15 protein-coding genes are annotated in these 16,485 nt (G+C 64.8%); 7 read left to right on the top strand and 8 right to left on the bottom strand.

What is annotated here, in order from left to right:
* Positions 1-125: 125 nt before the first annotated feature.
* The 3 genes from argE to mscL all read left to right on the top strand — a co-directional run bounded on the left by argE (position 126) and on the right by mscL (position 2,978).
* The gene (argE, locus tag BX591_RS07610) at positions 126-1,352 is read left to right on the top strand and encodes an acetylornithine deacetylase (protein ID WP_111930055.1); all 1,227 of its coding nucleotides are present in this window, start codon (positions 126-128) and stop codon (positions 1,350-1,352) included.
* Between the two features lie 55 nt (positions 1,353-1,407).
* Positions 1,408-2,442: a threonine/serine dehydratase family protein gene (locus BX591_RS07605; protein WP_111930054.1), complete on the top strand. Its 1,035-nt coding sequence runs from the start codon at positions 1,408-1,410 to the stop codon at positions 2,440-2,442.
* A gap of 89 nt (positions 2,443-2,531) precedes the next feature.
* Positions 2,532-2,978, top strand: coding sequence for a large conductance mechanosensitive channel protein MscL (mscL, locus tag BX591_RS07600; RefSeq protein WP_111930053.1), 447 nt, complete (start codon positions 2,532-2,534; stop codon positions 2,976-2,978).
* A gap of 132 nt (positions 2,979-3,110) precedes the next feature.
* Here the strand turns inward: mscL and BX591_RS07595 are convergent, their stop codons facing one another.
* From BX591_RS07595 to BX591_RS07585, 3 genes are all read right to left on the bottom strand, one after another.
* A complete protein-coding gene (locus tag BX591_RS07595; protein WP_111930268.1) occupies positions 3,111-5,084 on the bottom strand; it encodes a hybrid sensor histidine kinase/response regulator in 1,974 nt (657 codons plus the stop codon).
* Between the two features lie 99 nt (positions 5,085-5,183).
* On the bottom strand, positions 5,184-5,675 hold the full coding sequence (locus BX591_RS07590) for a response regulator (RefSeq protein ID WP_111930052.1): 492 nt from the start codon (positions 5,673-5,675) through the stop codon (positions 5,184-5,186).
* Between the two features lie 110 nt (positions 5,676-5,785).
* Positions 5,786-7,396, bottom strand: coding sequence for a sensor histidine kinase (locus BX591_RS07585; RefSeq protein WP_111930051.1), 1,611 nt, complete (start codon positions 7,394-7,396; stop codon positions 5,786-5,788).
* 413 nt (positions 7,397-7,809) lie between these two features.
* Between BX591_RS07585 and BX591_RS07580 the strand changes: the two genes are divergently transcribed.
* Entirely contained in the window at positions 7,810-8,304 is a 495-nt protein-coding gene (locus BX591_RS07580) for a hypothetical protein (RefSeq protein WP_091794435.1), read from the top strand.
* 58 nt (positions 8,305-8,362) lie between these two features.
* On the opposite strand, the gene BX591_RS07575 is transcribed toward BX591_RS07580, so the two are convergent.
* On the bottom strand, positions 8,363-8,575 hold the full coding sequence (locus BX591_RS07575) for a hypothetical protein (RefSeq protein WP_111930050.1): 213 nt from the start codon (positions 8,573-8,575) through the stop codon (positions 8,363-8,365).
* A 2-nt stretch (positions 8,576-8,577) separates the two neighbouring features.
* Complete coding sequence (locus BX591_RS07570) at positions 8,578-11,103, bottom strand: AsmA family protein (protein ID WP_111930049.1); 2,526 nt, start codon at positions 11,101-11,103, stop codon at positions 8,578-8,580.
* Between the two features lie 218 nt (positions 11,104-11,321).
* Between BX591_RS07570 and BX591_RS07565 the strand changes: the two genes are divergently transcribed.
* Together BX591_RS07565 and BX591_RS07560 are read left to right on the top strand one after the other, a co-directional pair.
* Positions 11,322-12,101, top strand: coding sequence for an ABC transporter ATP-binding protein (locus BX591_RS07565; protein ID WP_111930048.1), 780 nt, complete (start codon positions 11,322-11,324; stop codon positions 12,099-12,101).
* The gene (locus BX591_RS07560) at positions 12,098-12,904 is read left to right on the top strand and encodes an ABC transporter permease (RefSeq protein WP_111930047.1); all 807 of its coding nucleotides are present in this window, start codon (positions 12,098-12,100) and stop codon (positions 12,902-12,904) included. Before BX591_RS07565 ends, BX591_RS07560 begins: the two co-directional genes overlap by 4 nt.
* Before the next feature lie 176 nt (positions 12,905-13,080).
* Here the strand turns inward: BX591_RS07560 and BX591_RS07555 are convergent, their stop codons facing one another.
* Both BX591_RS07555 and BX591_RS07550 read right to left on the bottom strand, forming a co-directional pair.
* Positions 13,081-13,644 carry a DUF6013 family protein gene (locus BX591_RS07555; protein WP_111930046.1) on the bottom strand — a complete coding sequence of 188 codons (564 nt, stop codon included), beginning with the start codon at positions 13,642-13,644 and terminating at the stop codon, positions 13,081-13,083.
* A 314-nt stretch (positions 13,645-13,958) separates the two neighbouring features.
* On the bottom strand, positions 13,959-14,975 hold the full coding sequence (locus BX591_RS07550) for a zinc-binding alcohol dehydrogenase family protein (RefSeq protein ID WP_111930045.1): 1,017 nt from the start codon (positions 14,973-14,975) through the stop codon (positions 13,959-13,961).
* Between the two features lie 161 nt (positions 14,976-15,136).
* Here BX591_RS07550 and BX591_RS07545 point away from each other — a divergent pair, with 161 nt between their 5' ends.
* Positions 15,137-16,090 (top strand): LysR family transcriptional regulator, encoded by a 954-nt coding sequence (locus tag BX591_RS07545; RefSeq protein ID WP_111930044.1) that lies wholly within the window; start codon positions 15,137-15,139, stop codon positions 16,088-16,090.
* 48 nt (positions 16,091-16,138) lie between these two features.
* Here BX591_RS07545 and BX591_RS07540 read toward each other — a convergent pair whose 3' ends face one another.
* Positions 16,139-16,462: a hypothetical protein gene (locus BX591_RS07540; protein WP_111930043.1), complete on the bottom strand. Its 324-nt coding sequence runs from the start codon at positions 16,460-16,462 to the stop codon at positions 16,139-16,141.
* Positions 16,463-16,485: the final 23 nt, after the last annotated feature.

The raw sequence follows: 16,485 nt of genomic DNA, 5'->3' as shown, positions 1-16,485 counted from the left end.
ACGCGCGAAAAACGGGGGACGTCTAGCGTCTTTCCGTTCATGCTGCGGTGCGCAAACGCGCCCCGCAGCATACGGGTGCATTTTTTTTGGGTATGATCGAAAGACTCAAATGCCGGAGTCTTGTCATGTCTCACGTCGCTGATTCAGCGCAGTCCTCGTCAACGTCCTCGTCCGCCGCCTCGCTTTCGCTCCCCTGGATCACCCGCCTCGTGTCGATGGACACGGTCAGCCGCAATCCGAATCTCGGTCTGATCGAAACCGTGCGCGACGAACTGCGCGCGGTCGGTGTCGACGCCACGCTCACGCACGACCCAAGCGGCAAATGGGCCAACCTGTTCGCGACGATTCCGGCGCACGACGGCGAGACCAATGGCGGCGTGGTGCTGTCGGGCCACACCGACGTGGTGCCGGTGGACGGTCAGCAATGGGACAGCGATCCGTTCAAGCCGGAGATTCGCGGCGACAAGCTGTACGGCCGCGGCACCTGCGACATGAAGGGGTTTATCGGCGCCGCGCTGGCGCTCGTGCCCGAGATGCAGCGCACGAAACTCGCCAGGCCGATTCACTTTGCCCTCTCGTTCGACGAAGAAGTCGGCTGCGCCGGCGCACCGCTCATGATCGCCGACCTGATGAAGCGCGGCGTGAAGCCGGACGGCTGCATTGTCGGCGAGCCGACCAGCATGCGCCCGATCGTCGCGCACAAGGGTATCAACGCATACCAGTGCTGCGTGCGCGGCCAGGCCGCGCATTCGTCGCTCACGCCGAAGGGCTTGAACGCGATCGAGTACGCCGCGCGCCTGATCTGCTATATCCGCGACATGGCCGATCAGTTCCGCGAGCAAGGTCCGTTCGACGAACTCTACGACGTACCGTTCACCACCGCGCAGACCAGCACGATCGTCGGCGGCAATGCGATCAACACCGTGCCGGCCGACTGCAAATTCCAGTTCGAATTCCGCAACCTGCCCACGCTCGACCCCGAACCGATCTTCGCGCGCATCGACCAATACGCGCGCGAAACGCTGTTGCCGAAAATGTTGCGCGAGCATCCATCGGCGGCGATCGAGATCACGAAGATCGCCGCGGCGCCCGGGCTCGATTCGTCTGAACAGGCCGCGATCACGCAGCTCGTACGCGCCCTCACCGCCGACCAGGACAAGCGCAAGGTCGCCTACGGCACCGAAGCGGGTCTGTTTTCGCTGGCGGGCATTCCGAGCATCGTCTGCGGCCCCGGCGACATCCAGCAGGCGCACAAGCCCAACGAATTCGTCGCGCTCGACCAGTTGGTCGCGTGCGAGCGTTTCCTGCAAAAATTCATTCACAGCATGTCGGTGGATGCACACGCACACTGAAACCGGGCGGCACAAAAAAGGTCTTACTCATACCGACAAAAACCATTCACACGCCATGTCAACCGCCACACCGCAGCACACGGACCACACGATCGACGGCGAGCCGATTCCCACGCTCGACGACATCGCCGCCCAGCATTTCGCGTTGGCGCCGTGGGTGACGCGAACGCCGGTGTTCGACCGGCTCGACTTCGCGTCGCTGGAAGGCACGGTGGTGAACTTCAAGTTCGAACTGCTGCAGGCGGGCGGCAGCTTCAAGGCGCGTGGTGCGTTCACCAACCTGCTCGCGCTGGACGAAACCCAGCGCAGCGCCGGCGTGACCTGCGTGTCGGGCGGCAATCATGCGGTGGCGGTGGCGTATGCGGCCATGCGGCTCGGCGTCAGCGCCAAGGTCGTGCTGTTTCGCGCGGCCAATCCGGCGCGGGTCGCGCTGTGCCGGCAGTATCGCGCCGAGATCGTGTTCGCCGAAGACATTGCCGAAGCCTTCGAACTGGTGCGCCGTATCGAGGCTGAAGAAGGCCGCTATTTCGTGCATCCGTTCAACGGTTATCGCACGGTGCTGGGGTCGGCCACGCTCGGCTACGAATGGGCCACGCAAACGCCCGACCTCGAAGCGGTGGTGTTGCCGATCGGCGGCGGCGGGCTCGCTGCCGGCGTCGCCACGGCCATGCGGCTCGCCAATCCGCGCGTGCACGTGTATGGCGTGGAGCCCGAAGGCGCCGACGCGATGGGCAAGAGTTTCGCCGCCAATCACACGGTCAGGATGGGCCCCATGCACGGCATTGCCGACTCGCTGATGGCGCCGCATACCGAGCAATACAGCTACGAGTTGTGCCGCCGTCATATCGATCAGCTCGTCACCGTTTCCGACGATCAATTACGCGCCGCCATGCTGATCTTGTTCGGACAGCTGAAGCTCGCCGTCGAGCCGGCCTGCGCGGCCGCCACCGCGGCGCTGCTCGGTCCGCTGCGCGAACAGTTGCAGGGCAAACGCGTGGGCGTTCTGCTGTGCGGCACCAATACCGATCCGGTCAGTTTTGCCGCGCATATTGAACGTGCGCGTCATGGCGCGTCACAGTTTCCTGAATAGCGATCCGCTCATGGCTTTCCTTGTCAAAGGACTAGCCTATCCTTCTCAGGTTGGTATCATTCGCTAATCGATATCTGGGAGAAACCTCTATGAGCATGGTCAAGGAATTCAAGGAATTTGCCCTTAAAGGCAACGTGATGGATCTCGCGGTCGGTGTGATTATCGGCGGTGCGTTCTCCACCATTGTCAATTCGATTGTTAAAGACCTGATCATGCCGGTTGTCGGGCTCGTCACCGGCGGCCTCGATTTCTCCAATAAGTTTGTTCGCCTCGGCGACATTCCGGCCAGCTTCAAAGGCAGCCCCGAATCGTATAAAGATTTGCAGACGGCAGGCGTGGCGGTGTTTGGTTATGGCTCGTTCATCACCGTGCTGATCAACTTCCTGATTCTCGCGTTCATCATTTTTCTGATGGTCAAATTCATTAACAATTTGCGCAAGCCGACTGAAGCCGCAGCGGCAGCACCGGCGCCCACGCCGGAAGACGTGCTGCTGCTGCGTGAAATTCGCGATTCGTTAAAGAATTCGCCGCGTTAAAGTCATGGCCTCCCGGCGCGTTAACCGGGGCGCAGTCGAATAGAAAAAGCCTGTTGCGATGAAAATCGCAACAGGCTTTTTCCATAAGGACATCACCGATACGACACGGTAAAGCAACCGCAAGCAGAACCGTTAAGCGCCTTTCTGCGCTTTCAGATTCACCGCGCTGTCGATCATCGCTTCGAGCTGGCCGAAGTTGACCGGCTTCGTCAAATGCGAAGTAAAACCAGCGGCCACGCAACGGCGCACGTCTTCGTCGGTGCCGAAGCCGGTCAGCGCCACCGCCGGCGCATCCGAATGCTCGCGAAACGCCTTGATGAAGTCGAGGCCGGTGCCGTCGGGCAAGCCCACGTCGCTGACGATCAACTCGAAGGTCTGCAACTGGGTGGCGGCCAGCGCGTCGTCCACGCGGCCCACCACCGTCACGTCGTGACCGAGGCTGCGGATCAGCTGCGCCATGACCTCGGCGGTATCCTCGTGGTCTTCGATCAGCAGGATGGTCAGCAGGCCGCCCGAGCGCACCTGGTCAGACGCCACGACCGGCAGCGGATCGGCCGGCGGCGCCGCGGTCGGCAGCGTGATCGTGAAGGTTGCGCCGCAATGCGCGCCAGGACTTTGCGCGATCACCGTGCCACCATGCACGTCGGTCAGCGCCTTGGTAATCGCGAGACCCAGGCCCAGTCCGCCGAATTGACGCGTCATATTCTGATTGCCCTGCTCGAACGCATTAAAGAGCTTGCCGATCTGTTCCGGCTCGATGCCGATGCCCGTATCTTCGACCGATATCTGTACCTGCATGCGTTCGTCGCGGGTGCGCAAATAAATATGGCCGCCGTCCGGCGTGAACTTGGCGGCGTTGCGAATCAGATTCCACAGCATCTGTTGCAAGCGTGCGCGGTCGGCCAGCACGTAGTGGTGCTGCGCGTTTTTATGCACGTGCACGTCCTGCTGCTTCACCTGGATCTCGCTGCGGAACAGTTCGAGCACGCTGTCCATCACCTCGTGCACGTCGACGGTTTCCAGCGACAGACGCAACTTGCCGTTCGCCACCCGCGTGAGGTCCAGCAGATCGTCGATCAGCCGCGCCTCGAGTTCGACGTTGCGACGAATCATGCGCACGCTCGCGCGCGCCTGTTCGGGCAGACCTGGGATCATTTCCAGCACGCTGGCGCCGGCCAGCACCGGCGTGAGCGGCGTGCGCAATTCGTGCGACAGCATCGCGAGGAAGCGGTCCTTGGCGCGGTTGGCGTCTTCGGCGATCTGGCGGGCGGCCTGCTCCGACGCGAGCAACCGCTCGCGCTCCTCGGTCGCCTCGCGTTGCGAATGAATATCCGTGCAACTGCCGAACCACTTGCTGACCTGACCTTCGGCGTCGCGCATTGCCACCACGCGGGCATCGAACCAGCGGTATTCGCCGTCGTGACGACGAATCCGCAACTCGTGCCGATAGTCGCCGGCATGGCTCGTCACCGCTTTGAGCCAGCTGCGGCGGATTTCCTCGCGATCGTCCGGATGCACGGCGTCGAGCCATGCGAGACCGTACGAACTGCTGTCGGGCAGACCGGTGTAGTCGTACCACTGCTTCGACAGGAAATCGCAGTCGCCCGCGGCATTGCAGGTCAGCACGAGGTGCGGCAACGCCTCCGACAGCGTGCGGTAATGCTGCTCGCGATCGCGCAGCAGCAAGGCTTCGTCCGAGGCGCGCTGCAAACGCACTTGCGACAACACGCGCTCGACGGCTTCGGGCAGATAGTCGAGGTAATCGCCGGACTTCGGCACCACGTCGGACACGCCCGCGCGCAATGCCTCGATCACACGAGATTCGTCGGTAAAACCGGTCACGAGAATGGCGGGAATCCGCACGCCTTCCGAACGCAAGCGGCGAAAGAAATCGAGTCCTGTCTCCGGTCCGCTCAACTGGTAGTCGAGCACCAGCAGATCGGGGGCGCCGCCGGCGAGCCGCTCGCGGGCCGCTTCGACGCCGGCGCAGATCGCGACGCGGCAGCCGGCGCGTTCGAGCGATTTGCGCGCGAGCCGCAGGATGCCTTCGTCGTCGTCGACGACCAGCACATAAGCGGCTTGCTGCGTGGGCACTTCTTCGGTCATGCGGAATTCTTTCACAGGTTCGGATGGACTAGGTTGCCATGCGCGGCTTTCGGCCAGCTTCATGAGCGCGATGCCTGACGCGCGGCCTGACGCACGAACTTAAGGCGCCGCGAGGCGGTGGCCCGACGGCAGCTTCACCACCTGCAGGAAAAAGCCGAGCCGGCGGACGGCTTCGATAAACGCATCGTATTCGACCGGCTTGGTGATGTAGACGTTGCAGCCGAGCTCATAACAGCGGGCGATCTCGCGCGGGTCGTCGGTCGTGGTCAGCACGATCACCGGCACTGCGGCGGTTTGCGGCGACTCTTTCAGACGGCGCAGCACTTCGAAGCCGTCCACGCGCGGCATTTTCAGATCGAGCAGCACGACGAAGTTGGTCAAATCCTCGCGCGCGGGGATCGCCGTGGCGGGATCCGCGTCAGGGTCGACGGCCGGCGCCGGGCCGAAGAAATAGTCGAGTGCCTGCTGGCCGTCGCGAAAGCGCACGAAGCCGTTCGACACGCCGGCACGTCGCAGATTGCGCTCCACGAGCGTGGCATGACCGTCGTCGTCTTCGATCAGCACGATGCTGACCGTTTCCCCGTGACTCATAGACTCTCCGTGCAAACAGGTAGCTGATTCAACCCGCTTGAATTGTTCTGGTCGTGGCGACTGCGGATCGGGTCGATGCCCATGCCGAACTCCGCCTTCGACGCCCCGGTTCAATGCCGCGTAGGCTGTTCCGGCAACACCACGAAAAAGGTCGACCCGGCGCCTTCCGCCGACTCGACCCACACCCGCCCGCCATGCCGCTCCACCGTGCGCCGCACCACCGCGAGACCGATACCGTCGCCGTTCACGGCGTCGCCGTGCAGACGCTGGAACGCGCGGAACACTTTCGACATGTAAGCCGCCGGAATTCCGAGGCCATTGTCGCGCACGTAATAGGTGCGCGTGCGTACGGCGCGCGGCTCCGACTCGTCGACCGGGTCGGGCTCCAGCGCACCGACCTCGATGCGCCCAAGACGCGTCGGGTCGAGGTAGTTCAGCGCGTTGCCGATCAGGTTGCCGAACACCTGCTCGATCGCGCCGGGATCGCCCCATGCGGGCGGCAACTCACGCACCGTAACCACCGCCGACTGCCGCGCGATCGCGCCCTGCAGCGCGTCGACCACCCGGCCGACCACCCGCCCGACGCTCACCCGCTGCCACTGGTATTCGAGCCGGCCGGCGCGCGAGATGCGCAGCAGCGCGTCGATGATCGCGGCGGCACGCGTCACGGCGGTGCGCAGATATTGCAGGGACTCACGCACGTCGCCGTCGAGAATATGCGTCATGCGTCGGTGCTCGCCCTGCGGCAGGTTGGCCGCGTCGACGATGCTGTCGAGTTCGTCGCACGACACCTGCAGTTCCTTCGAAAAACCTTGCAGGTTCACCAACGGCGAGCGCAAGTCGTGCGAGACGCTGTAGATGAACATTTCATTATCTTGCGTCTCCTGACGCAGCTCCTCGTTGACGCCCGCCAACTCCTGCGCACGCGCCTCGAGCCGGGTCTTGAGCGTAGCCTGGTCGGCTTCCGCCGCGCGCAGACGGGCGCCGGTCTGGTGCAGCACCGCGTCGAGCGCGGCGATTTCGTCGTTACCCGACAACGGCGGCGCCAAAGCGCGGCCGTTGCCTAGCCGTTCGGCATTGTCGGTCAGCACTTCCAGCCGCCGGCCGATGCTGCGCGCGAACACCACGGCGGTGGCGGCCCAGATCAGCATCGAGCCGAGCACCGCGGCGATCAGCGCGTATTGCTGACGTTCACGACGCCGCGTGAGCGCCGCCGCGCGCTCGACGTCGAGCCGCGACGCCTCGTCGGCGAACGCCGCCAGTTCGTCGCGAAACAGCGCGATCTGCTGCGGCAGCGGCTCGGTTTCGAGCGCGCTGAAGCTGGCCGGGCTGCGCCCCGCGTGCAGCGCCTGCGAAATCTCGACGGTCTGGGCGCGATAAGTGTCGATCGCGCGCTGCATCTTGTGAACCCGCTCGACCTGCTGCGGCGTATCGGCCACCAGCGCGTCGAGATTCGACAGCCGGTCGCCGAGATCGACCCACACCGTATGCCGGTCGATAAACGACGGATCGCCGACGGCCATGCCCGTGCGAACCCGTGCGGCCTGACGCAGCAACGGATCGACGATCGCCGACGACTGATAAAGGATCTGCTTGCTGTTGGAGACCCACTGCGCGGCCTGCGCGGTCTGCTCCTGGGTATCGAAGACGACGCCAAGAAGCGCCAGCTCGACCACGCTCGGCACGGCAATCAGCAGCAGACCCTTGGTGAATAATTTCATGTTCGCCCGAAGGTCGAAGGGTCGTGAAGGGTCGGCCAGGCCGCGGCGGCTCGCGAGGGCCGGTCGCGTCTCGCGGTGCGCCTGGGCCGCCGCGATGCCGCAGCGGCGGTGGTACGGCGCGGTGCAGCCGGACGGGTCATTATCGACGTGAATCCGAGATATTTCAACGTAGCGGCAAGATGCGCTGGCCCACACAAAAGTGACTTTTTTATTGATGCGAGTTGTTTATTCCGCGCGTCGTGCGTCTATCATGGAGGCAGATGTGATGGGAAGGGAAAGCGCGCGGCGAGGCGGTTCGGCATGATTCGTGCGGGAGGCGGTGGGGTCGGCGCAGGCGTCGAATCACCGTGAATCCGGCCTTGTCGTATGCTATAAAAGATCGACGTGCGGCGCGCGAAGCCGGGAGTGGTCGCATGAGGACGCTGCGTTTCTTGCAATTCTTTTTCAGGCGAATTTTTATGTCCTTCCCGAAAAAGCGTAGGCGCGCGAAGGTGGACGGCGACGAGTCGTTCCTCGCGGTACTACGGCATTTCAAGCCGTTCGGTCAGCTCGACACCAAAATTGCCCGCGCTCGCGCGCAAGACGAGCCGGTCCTCTATGCGCATGTGCTGCCTGGGCTCGACGTACTGCTGTGCAGCGTCCGCGGTGCGCAACCGCCCTATCCCGCGCCGGCCGAATTGCGGCGGCGTTGCATCGAATCCATTACCAACGCGTTGGAACAACCGCTCGACGGGCTCGAAAACGGTGGCTACTGGTATGAAGCGGACGGCTTCGGCTTTCTGGTCTTCGCCAGCCGGGCGCGCGGCAAGATCCTGACGGAGTTCGGTGCGACGCGCATCGGCGGTGCCCGTCGCGGGGTGCGTCGGCAGGACGCGGCGGGGGATGCCGCGCCGAGATCCCTACGTTAGCCGCGTCTCCCGCTCGAAACATTCCACCCTTCAATCTCCGACAACGCCGCTGGTTCGATCAGGCGGCGTTGCCTTTTCTGGCTCGCCCCGAATGATCCATCCTCGCCCGGCAGCACCGGCGCGTATGCGCGCGGCGTGACGGCTTCTGATGCGCATCGATCATCGGGCCGGCGCGGTCGTGCATCGGCGGGACACTGATCAGCCACAGGAAAACCAGCGATAACCCGCCGCCCACGCTCCAGCTCAACCAGTCCGCAGGTAATAGCGTCATGATCAGCTCCCCTTGTATTCGGCGGCGCTGGCCGGCGACATCGTGGCGGGTTTCTGGTTCGACGCGGGCGCCGCGGCGCGCGCAGCAGCCGGTGACGAGGCACCACCCGACGCCTTATTGACCGGCGCGCCATCCAGTGAAATGGCGGCCTTGGGCTGCTGCCTGACGCCCGGCGGCGGCGCGGTCGGCGCCTGCCGGACCTGGGCCAGCAGTTGCGCGCACGGCAGCGGCTTGTTGTTGCTCGGCGCGAGCAGTGGAATCAGCGCGGCGAACGGATTGATCAGTCCGAGCCCGACCGCCGCCCCGCCGCGCAGCGCCAGCGCCGCGGCATTCACGCCGACGTGCGGGTCCTTGAAGGTGCCCTTCACGTACAGCGGCGAGCGCAGCGAAAACACCCGGAAGCCTTTGGTATGCGGATGCACGCCCAGGTCCATGGTCTCGTCGCGCAGATTCACGTTACCGTCGATGTTGATCACCGCGTCGTCCGTATCGAGCGCGAACACGCGCGAATCGAGCACGCCATTGGTCGCCACGAAATCGGCGGCCGCGCAGTTGATTTTCACGTCGCGATTGCCGAACAGCTTTTCGTACACCACGTTCGCCACGTTCAGCCCGGCCGCTTCCATGATCAGGCGGCTCACGGTGCCGTCGGTGACGAGCGCCTTCACCTCGCCGTTCGAGGTCGCCGCCAACGCCGCGGGCGAATTGCCGGTCGCGGTCAGGGCGGCATCGCCGTTGATTTCGCCGAGTGCGTTTTGCATCGTCTTGAAGTTCGGGAACAGTTGCTTGAGCTTCAGATGCCGCGCCGAGGTCGCGAAGCGCCCCTTCAGCGGCGTGGTGCTGCCGTCCAGGTGAATGTCCGAGGCGAGCGAGCCGCCGGCCACGCCGAACTTCAACGGTTCCAGCGACAGCACGCCATCGGTCATCACCACGTGCGTGTAGAGGTCCGTGATCGGCAGATCCGTATTCTTGACGATGCGCCGGCCGGTGAACTTCACGTCGGCGTCGATCGCCTTCCAGCGCTCGGTGCGGAATTCCTCGACCGGCAGCACCTTGGCTGACGGCTGCGCGGTCGCGTCGCCGCGTTTGGCCTTGCTAGCGTTCGAGTCGGCACCGATCACCGGCGCCAGATCCGAGAATTGCAGCAGATGCGATACCAGTTCGCCCTGCAACAGCGGACGCGGTTCACGCGCGGTATAGGTCAGCGAACCGTTCAGGTCGCTGCCGCCCACCCGGCCTGTAAAATTTTCATACTTGAAGACGTTGCCGGTGGACTTGAACTGGCCGACCAGGCGCCCTTCCGTGGCGTAAGGCGGGGTGTCGGGCAAGGTCACGCCCGTCAGCGAGTAGAGCCGCGCCATGCTGTTGCCTTGCAGCCAGAGACGCAGATCGACGGCCGCCAGGTGCGCCGGGTCGGTGATCGTGCCGACCAGGCCGACGTGCAGATCGCCCGCCTTGACGTCGGCCTGCACCGGGAACGGCCGGTCCGCGTCCTGTAAGGCCAGCACGCCGCCTACCTTGCCGCTGCCCGAAACTGGCGTCTTGTTGTAGGTCCCTTTGACAGTCCAGCCGATGGCGTACGGCGGAATCTCGCGCTTCGGTGCGCCGCTTGCGTTGGCATCACTGCCGGCGGCCGCACTCGACGTCGCCGCCGTGCCCGATGTCGACGCGGCCACGCTTGCGCCCTCGCTCGCACCACCGGCAATCAGCGCGCCCGAGGCGCCCGTGGCCGGCGTCACACCCGATGCGCTGATCTCCGTGGCCGAAGCCCCCGAAGCCCCCGAAGCCCCTGAAGCCGCCGCAGCCGATGCCGCGGCAGCCTCCGACGCCGCCTGCGCGTTGGCCTGCGCGGTCAACTTGCTAGCGCCCGAACGGCCAATCGCTTCGGCCGACGACTTGCGCGACGCCGCCTCCTGCTGCTTCATCGCCTCGCCGATCGGAATCGGCTGGCCGAGCGTGTCGATCGCCATTTGCAGGTCGACCTTTTTCTGCTGATCGGACAGCGCGACGTTGCCCTTCGCGAACGCGATATCGTGCAGGTCGAGCTTCCATTCGGACGGCCCGCTCGACGACGCCAGCTTGAACGTCCAGTTGTTGCGCCCGTCGAGCACACGTTCGAGATCGACCGACGGATTCACGAGATTGATGGCCGGAATCACGATGTCATGCGTCAGCAGCGGCAGTACCTTGACCTGAAAGTCGATCTCGTCGAGCGTGGCGAAGTGCGGCTGTCTGGTCCAGTCGGGGTTGCCCACCGTGATGTTGGCCGCCGAGAAGCGCGGCCACGGGACCCAGGCGCGCCAGCCGGTTTCGCCGACCGGATGCCGCCAGCCGACCTTCAGGTCGCCGTTGATCGCGAACGGCCGGCCGATCGCCTGCGTGACCTTGTCGTCGATGTAAGGACGGGCGCGGTTCCAGTCGAAGGTCAGAATGAATATCACCAGCGCGGCGATCAGAATCACGATGATCGCGAGTAGCCATGCAATGATTTTTCCGATGCGTCGCCCGACTGTGCTCGACCCTGCCATTGAAAAGCTCCGCTTTATTTCTACGTTGCGTACCGGGCAGCACGTATCGTGCCCGCTTGCAGCCGATGGCGAGGGTCGTGCGACTCGCGGCTCGCGTGGCTTTATCATGCCGCATGGCCCGCCCGCGAACTCGCCTCGGTGACCCGATGTTGACGGATGTCACGGCAGGACTGCGGCGGCTTCCGGAACGAACCTTCTCCAGCCGAACCACCCCACTCATGACCGACGTCCCCCTTGTCCTTGCCGACGGCATTGCCCGCCGCGACGCGCAGCGCGGCCAGATGCTGTTGCAGCCGACCCGCTTGGCCCTGTCCGCGGGCGAGCGCGTCGCGATCACCGGGCCGTCCGGCTCAGGCAAGAGCGTGTTCCTGCGCGCGCTCGCGCTGCTCGATCCGCTCGATGCCGGACGCATCATGTGGCATGGCGCGGCGGTCGAACGTTCCGTGATTCCGCGTTACCGGCGTAACGTCGCGTATATCCGTCAGCGGCCCGCGTTACTCGACGGCAGCGTCGAAGACAACCTGCGCTATCCGTTCGCGTTGCGCGCTTATCGCGACGTGCGCTTCGACCGCGCGTGCGCGGCGAGCCTCGCCGTTCAGGCCGGTCGGGGCGCCGACTTTCTCGACAAGCGCGCGAGCGAACTATCCGGCGGCGAGGCACAGATCGTCGCGCTGATTCGCGTGCTGCAACTCGCGCCGGAAGTGCTGCTGCTCGACGAGCCCACGGCGTCGCTCGACCCGGAGTCGTCGCATGCGATCGAAGGGCTGGTGCGCGCGTGGTTCGACGCCGAACCGGGCAAACATGCGTCGATCTGGGTCTCGCACGATCCGGCGCAAGCCGCGCGGATGAGCGAGCGCCATCTGACCATGCGCGCGGGTGTGCTCGACGAAACCGGGCAACCCGGGCAAACCACGCAAGCCGCACCAGCCGACCCGACACGTTCCGTCGCGCCGATGCCTCGGGCTTCGCTGCAGAACCGCCAGGAGCTCGACCAATGACCCTGCAAAACCTGAGTCTCTGGGACGTCGCGATCGCCGCGCTGCTGATCGCCGTAAACGGCGTGGTGTCGGTGGCGCTGAAGCTCGATCTCGAACGCCAACTCGCCTGGGCGGCGCTGCGCACCATCGTGCAACTGCTGGCGATCGGCTACGTGCTCGGCTGGGTGTTTCGTTACGACCACTGGTTCGTGGTGCTGCCGCTGATGATCGTGATGACGCTGATCGCCGGTTTCGCGGGCGCACAGCGCGGCAGCCGCACGTATGCCGGGCAGCGCGCGGACAGCGTGCTGTCGATCTGGGTCAGCTCGTGGCTGGTGGGCGCGGTCGGGCTGTTCGTCGTGATCCGGATTCATCCGTGGTACGAACCGCAATATGCGATTCCGATCCTCGGCATGATTCTCGGCAATACGCTGACCGGCGTGTCGCTCGGTATCGAACGGATGACCGAGGAGTTGACCGCGCGGCGCGACCGCGTGGACATGGCGCTCGCGCTCGGCGCGACGCGCTGGGAGGCCGCTCAGGCGCCGGCGCGCCAGGCGGCGCGCGCGGGCATGATGCCGACGCTGAACCAGATGGCCGTGGTCGGCGTGGTGAGTCTGCCCGGCATGATGACGGGTCAGGTGCTGGCCGGTCAGTCGCCGTTGCAAGCCGTGCGTTATCAGATCGTGATCATGTTTCTGATCGCGGCGGCGTCGGCCTTGGGCACGGTGGGCGCAGTACTGCTAACGTACCGGCGGCTGTTTTCGGCGGAGCACCGGTTTCTGTCGGCGCGGCTGGTGGAGCGGGATGCGGCGCGGCGCTGAGGTGCGGCGCCGGCGAGCGGGGTCGAGAGGTGATGTCGCGAAGCAGCGCTCGAAGGTCGAGAGGTAACGTCGCGAGACAATGTCGCGAAGCAGCGCTCGAAGACTGTGACCGGCATCTTGCGTGCCGGCTGAAGCCACACCGCTTCACTCAACGCTCGCCCATCAATTCTCGACCTTCACCGCTTCGCACTGATCGCCACTTCCGTGCCGTCGTTCAGCATCAGCGTTTTCACGCTGCCGTTGACCGGCATCGTGAAACGCAGAATCTGGCTGACACTCACGTCGTTCGGACACTTGAGCGTTTTGCCGCCGGTCGTCACCGTCTTGATGCCATGCGGCGTTTGCGCCTGGAAGCTCAGTTGCACGGTCGCGGTGCCGTCGGCGGCGACCACCGGCGCAAAGCGGATCTGCGTCTGACGGATCATCGCGCCATTGGTGTCGACGGGTAGCGACGCGTAGTTCGGGCAGGCATCCGTCGCGGCGACCGGGCCGCCGGGCGGCACGGTTTTCCACGTGAAGTCGTCCGATTCGCCGGAGCGGATCGTACGGGTTTCCTGGGAATTGCCGAACTGCTTCGACGTGACGCGCACGGTGTAACGGATCGGTCCGTCGAGCGCGGATTGGGAAGTCACCGTGATCGGCGTGGCCGCGTGCGCCGCCGGCACGAGCAGGCCGGGCGCGAACGCGCAAGCGAGAGAAGCGACAACGGACACGGCGGAGAGTTTGAAGCTGGAGCTCATACTGTCACCTCGTTGTTGTGCCGCTGCGTGCCGGTTTCAGCGCGACTGCCCTGGCCTTGCCCGGTGCGGGCCGTGCGGTATGCAGGCCGGCACTGGCGTGGCCAGCCGGGTCGCGAGGCACGCAACTGTTTTCGCGTGATGCGCCACCAGTCTAACGCCTCGCGACGCCGTGCGCGCTGCGTGGAGATTGGGTGTTAACCCGCTTGCGGCAAAGCGTTTTCTGCGCGTGCCAGGCAGAAAACGCACGACGGCCGGCGCGCGTTGCTGCCGCGCCGGCCTCGCGTCGTCAATGCAGGTTCAATCGATGGCTCGCTTTAAAAACCCGTCAGCACCAGCTTGCCGATCGCCCGCCCTGCTTCGAGCAGTTGATGCGCGCGGCGCAGGTTCGCGGCATTGATCTTGCCGAGATCCTCGCCGACGGTCGTACGCAATGCGCCCGAGTCGACCAGGCGTGCCACCTCGGTCAGCAGCTTATGCTGTTCGATCATGTCGGGCGTGCCGAACATCGAGCGGGTGAACATGAATTCCCAGTGGAACGCCGCGCTCTTCGCTTTCAGCAACTCGACCGGCACGGGCTTGCTGTTCTCGACGATCGTGCAGATGCCGCCTTGCGGTTTGAGCACTTGCGCGGCCGCCGGAAAATTCTTGTCCGTGTCGTTGAACATCAGCACGTAGTCGACCTGATCGATACCGAGCTGGTTCAGTTGCGCGGGAACGTCGCCGAAATGATCGACGATGTGATCCGCGCCCAGGTCCGTGGCCCACTTCGCCGATTCGGGACGCGATGCGGTCGCGATGACCTTCAGCTTACCCAGTTGTTTGGCGAGTTGAATGCCGATCGAGCCAACCCCGCCCGCGCCGCCAAAAATCAGCACCGTGCGGCCCTCGTGCGCGCCTTGCGGCGACACGCCGAGGCGGTCGAACAAGGCTTCCCACGCAGTGATCGCCGTCAACGGCAGCGCGGCCGCGTGCGTGAAATCGAGCGAGGCCGGCTTGTGCCCGACGATCCGCTCGTCGACCAGATGAAACTCGCTATTCGCGCCCGGCCGCGTAATGCTGCCAGCATAGAACACCGGATCGCCGACCTTGAACAGCGTCACCTCCGGGCCAACCGCGACGACCGTGCCGGCGGCGTCCCAACCGAGAATGCGCGGTTCTTTTTCGACGTTGTCTTTCGGCGCGCGCACCTTGGTGTCGACCGGATTGACCGAAATGGCTTCGACCTTGACGAGCAGATCGCGGCCGGTGGCTTCGGGCTTCGGAATGTCGACGTCGACGAGGGCTTCGGCGTGGTCGATCGGCAGATAACGGTAGAGACCAACGGCTTTCATACAGACTCCTGTTCGTTCGGATGAGAGGCAGGATCGGTGACGTGACTTGACGTGATGTGACGCCGTGCTGCGTTACCGATCCCATGAACGTCATCGTACGGCGATTCTTATTCGCGCAAAACCGGCATAATCTCTGAAACATCTTTTTGGTTTTCTGAAGAATGACGCCTGACAGCGCACTACCCCGATCTTCGTCCGCCGAGCGCGAGCGGCTCGACCTGCTCGATGTCGCGTTGTTCGTGCGCGCCGCGCTGCTCGCCAACGTATCGGCGGCCGGCCGCGAGTTTGGCCTGTCGGCGGCGGTGGCCAGTTCGCGGATCGCGCAACTGGAAAAGCTGCTCGGTGCGCGATTGCTGCACCGGACCACTCGCCGCATCAGCCTCACGCAGGACGGTGAAGTCTTCATGACGCGCGCCGAAGCGCTGCTCGATGCGGCCGCCGCGGCGCGCGCCGCCGTCGGCCGCGGCCAGCTCGAGCCGCAGGGCCGGTTGCGGGTGTCGATGCCATCGTCGTTCGGGCGTCAGCACGTGTCGCCGGTGATCAGCGAATTCCTGCGCCGCCATCCGGGCGTCAGCGTCGATTTGCGACTGACCGATCAACTGGTCGATCTGGTCGACGCGGGCATCGACGTCGCGATCCGGATCGGCGTGCTGAAGGATTCCTCGCTGGTGGCGCGCCGTCTCGCGGTGAACCGCCGGGTGCTGTGCGCATCGCCCGGTTATCTTGCCGGGCGCGGCACGCCGCGCCATCCGTCGGACCTGACGCAGCACGAATGCATGATCCTCTCGAACCAGCGCGACTGGGGTTTCGTGACGCCCGCCGGACCGCTCGACGTGCGCGTGAGCGGACGCCTCGTGACCGACAATGGCGAAGTGATCCGCGACGCCTTGCTCGCGGGCTTCGGTATCGCACTCAAATCGACGTGGGACGTGGCGCCCTATCTGCGCAGCGGCGAACTGGTCAGCGTGCTCGACACGTATCCGCTCGCTGAACAGGTCGCGATCTGGGCGGTGTATCCGAGTCGCGCATTCGTGCCGCCGAAGACGCTCGCGTTCATCGAGTTTCTGACTGCGCATTTCGGCGATCCGCCGTATTGGGATGCGGCGGAAGCGTGAGGCTTTTCGAGCGCGCCGGCATGCCGGCATGGTGGACGGCTCGCGCCGTCAACGCTTACCGCCGCCGGTGCTTTTGCCTTCGCTTTTACCTACGCCTTTACCATCGGAGTTGACGTCGGTATGCGCATCGTTCTGGGTCTTCTGCTGATACTCGTCACCGCCGCGGCGGTCGGTGTCCTTTAGCCCGCGCTCCAGATCGCGATGCGCCTGCTTGCCGATATGGCGCGGGCCGCCCTCGTGTTGCGATTCCGACTGCTGATCGGCCTCGTGCGGCAAGGGGGCCGCCGCCTCCTGCATCGAACGGGGCTGCTTGCTGGCGTGCGGATCGGCCTTGTTGCTGTCGCCGTCCGACGATTGCGGTGAGGTCTTCATGATCGACTCCTTGTTGATCGAAC

It is taken from the genome of Paraburkholderia bryophila, from assembly GCF_003269035.1.
GTDB classification, from domain to species: domain Bacteria; phylum Pseudomonadota; class Gammaproteobacteria; order Burkholderiales; family Burkholderiaceae; genus Paraburkholderia; species Paraburkholderia bryophila.
This window is presented reverse-complemented; position numbering and strand designations above follow the sequence as displayed.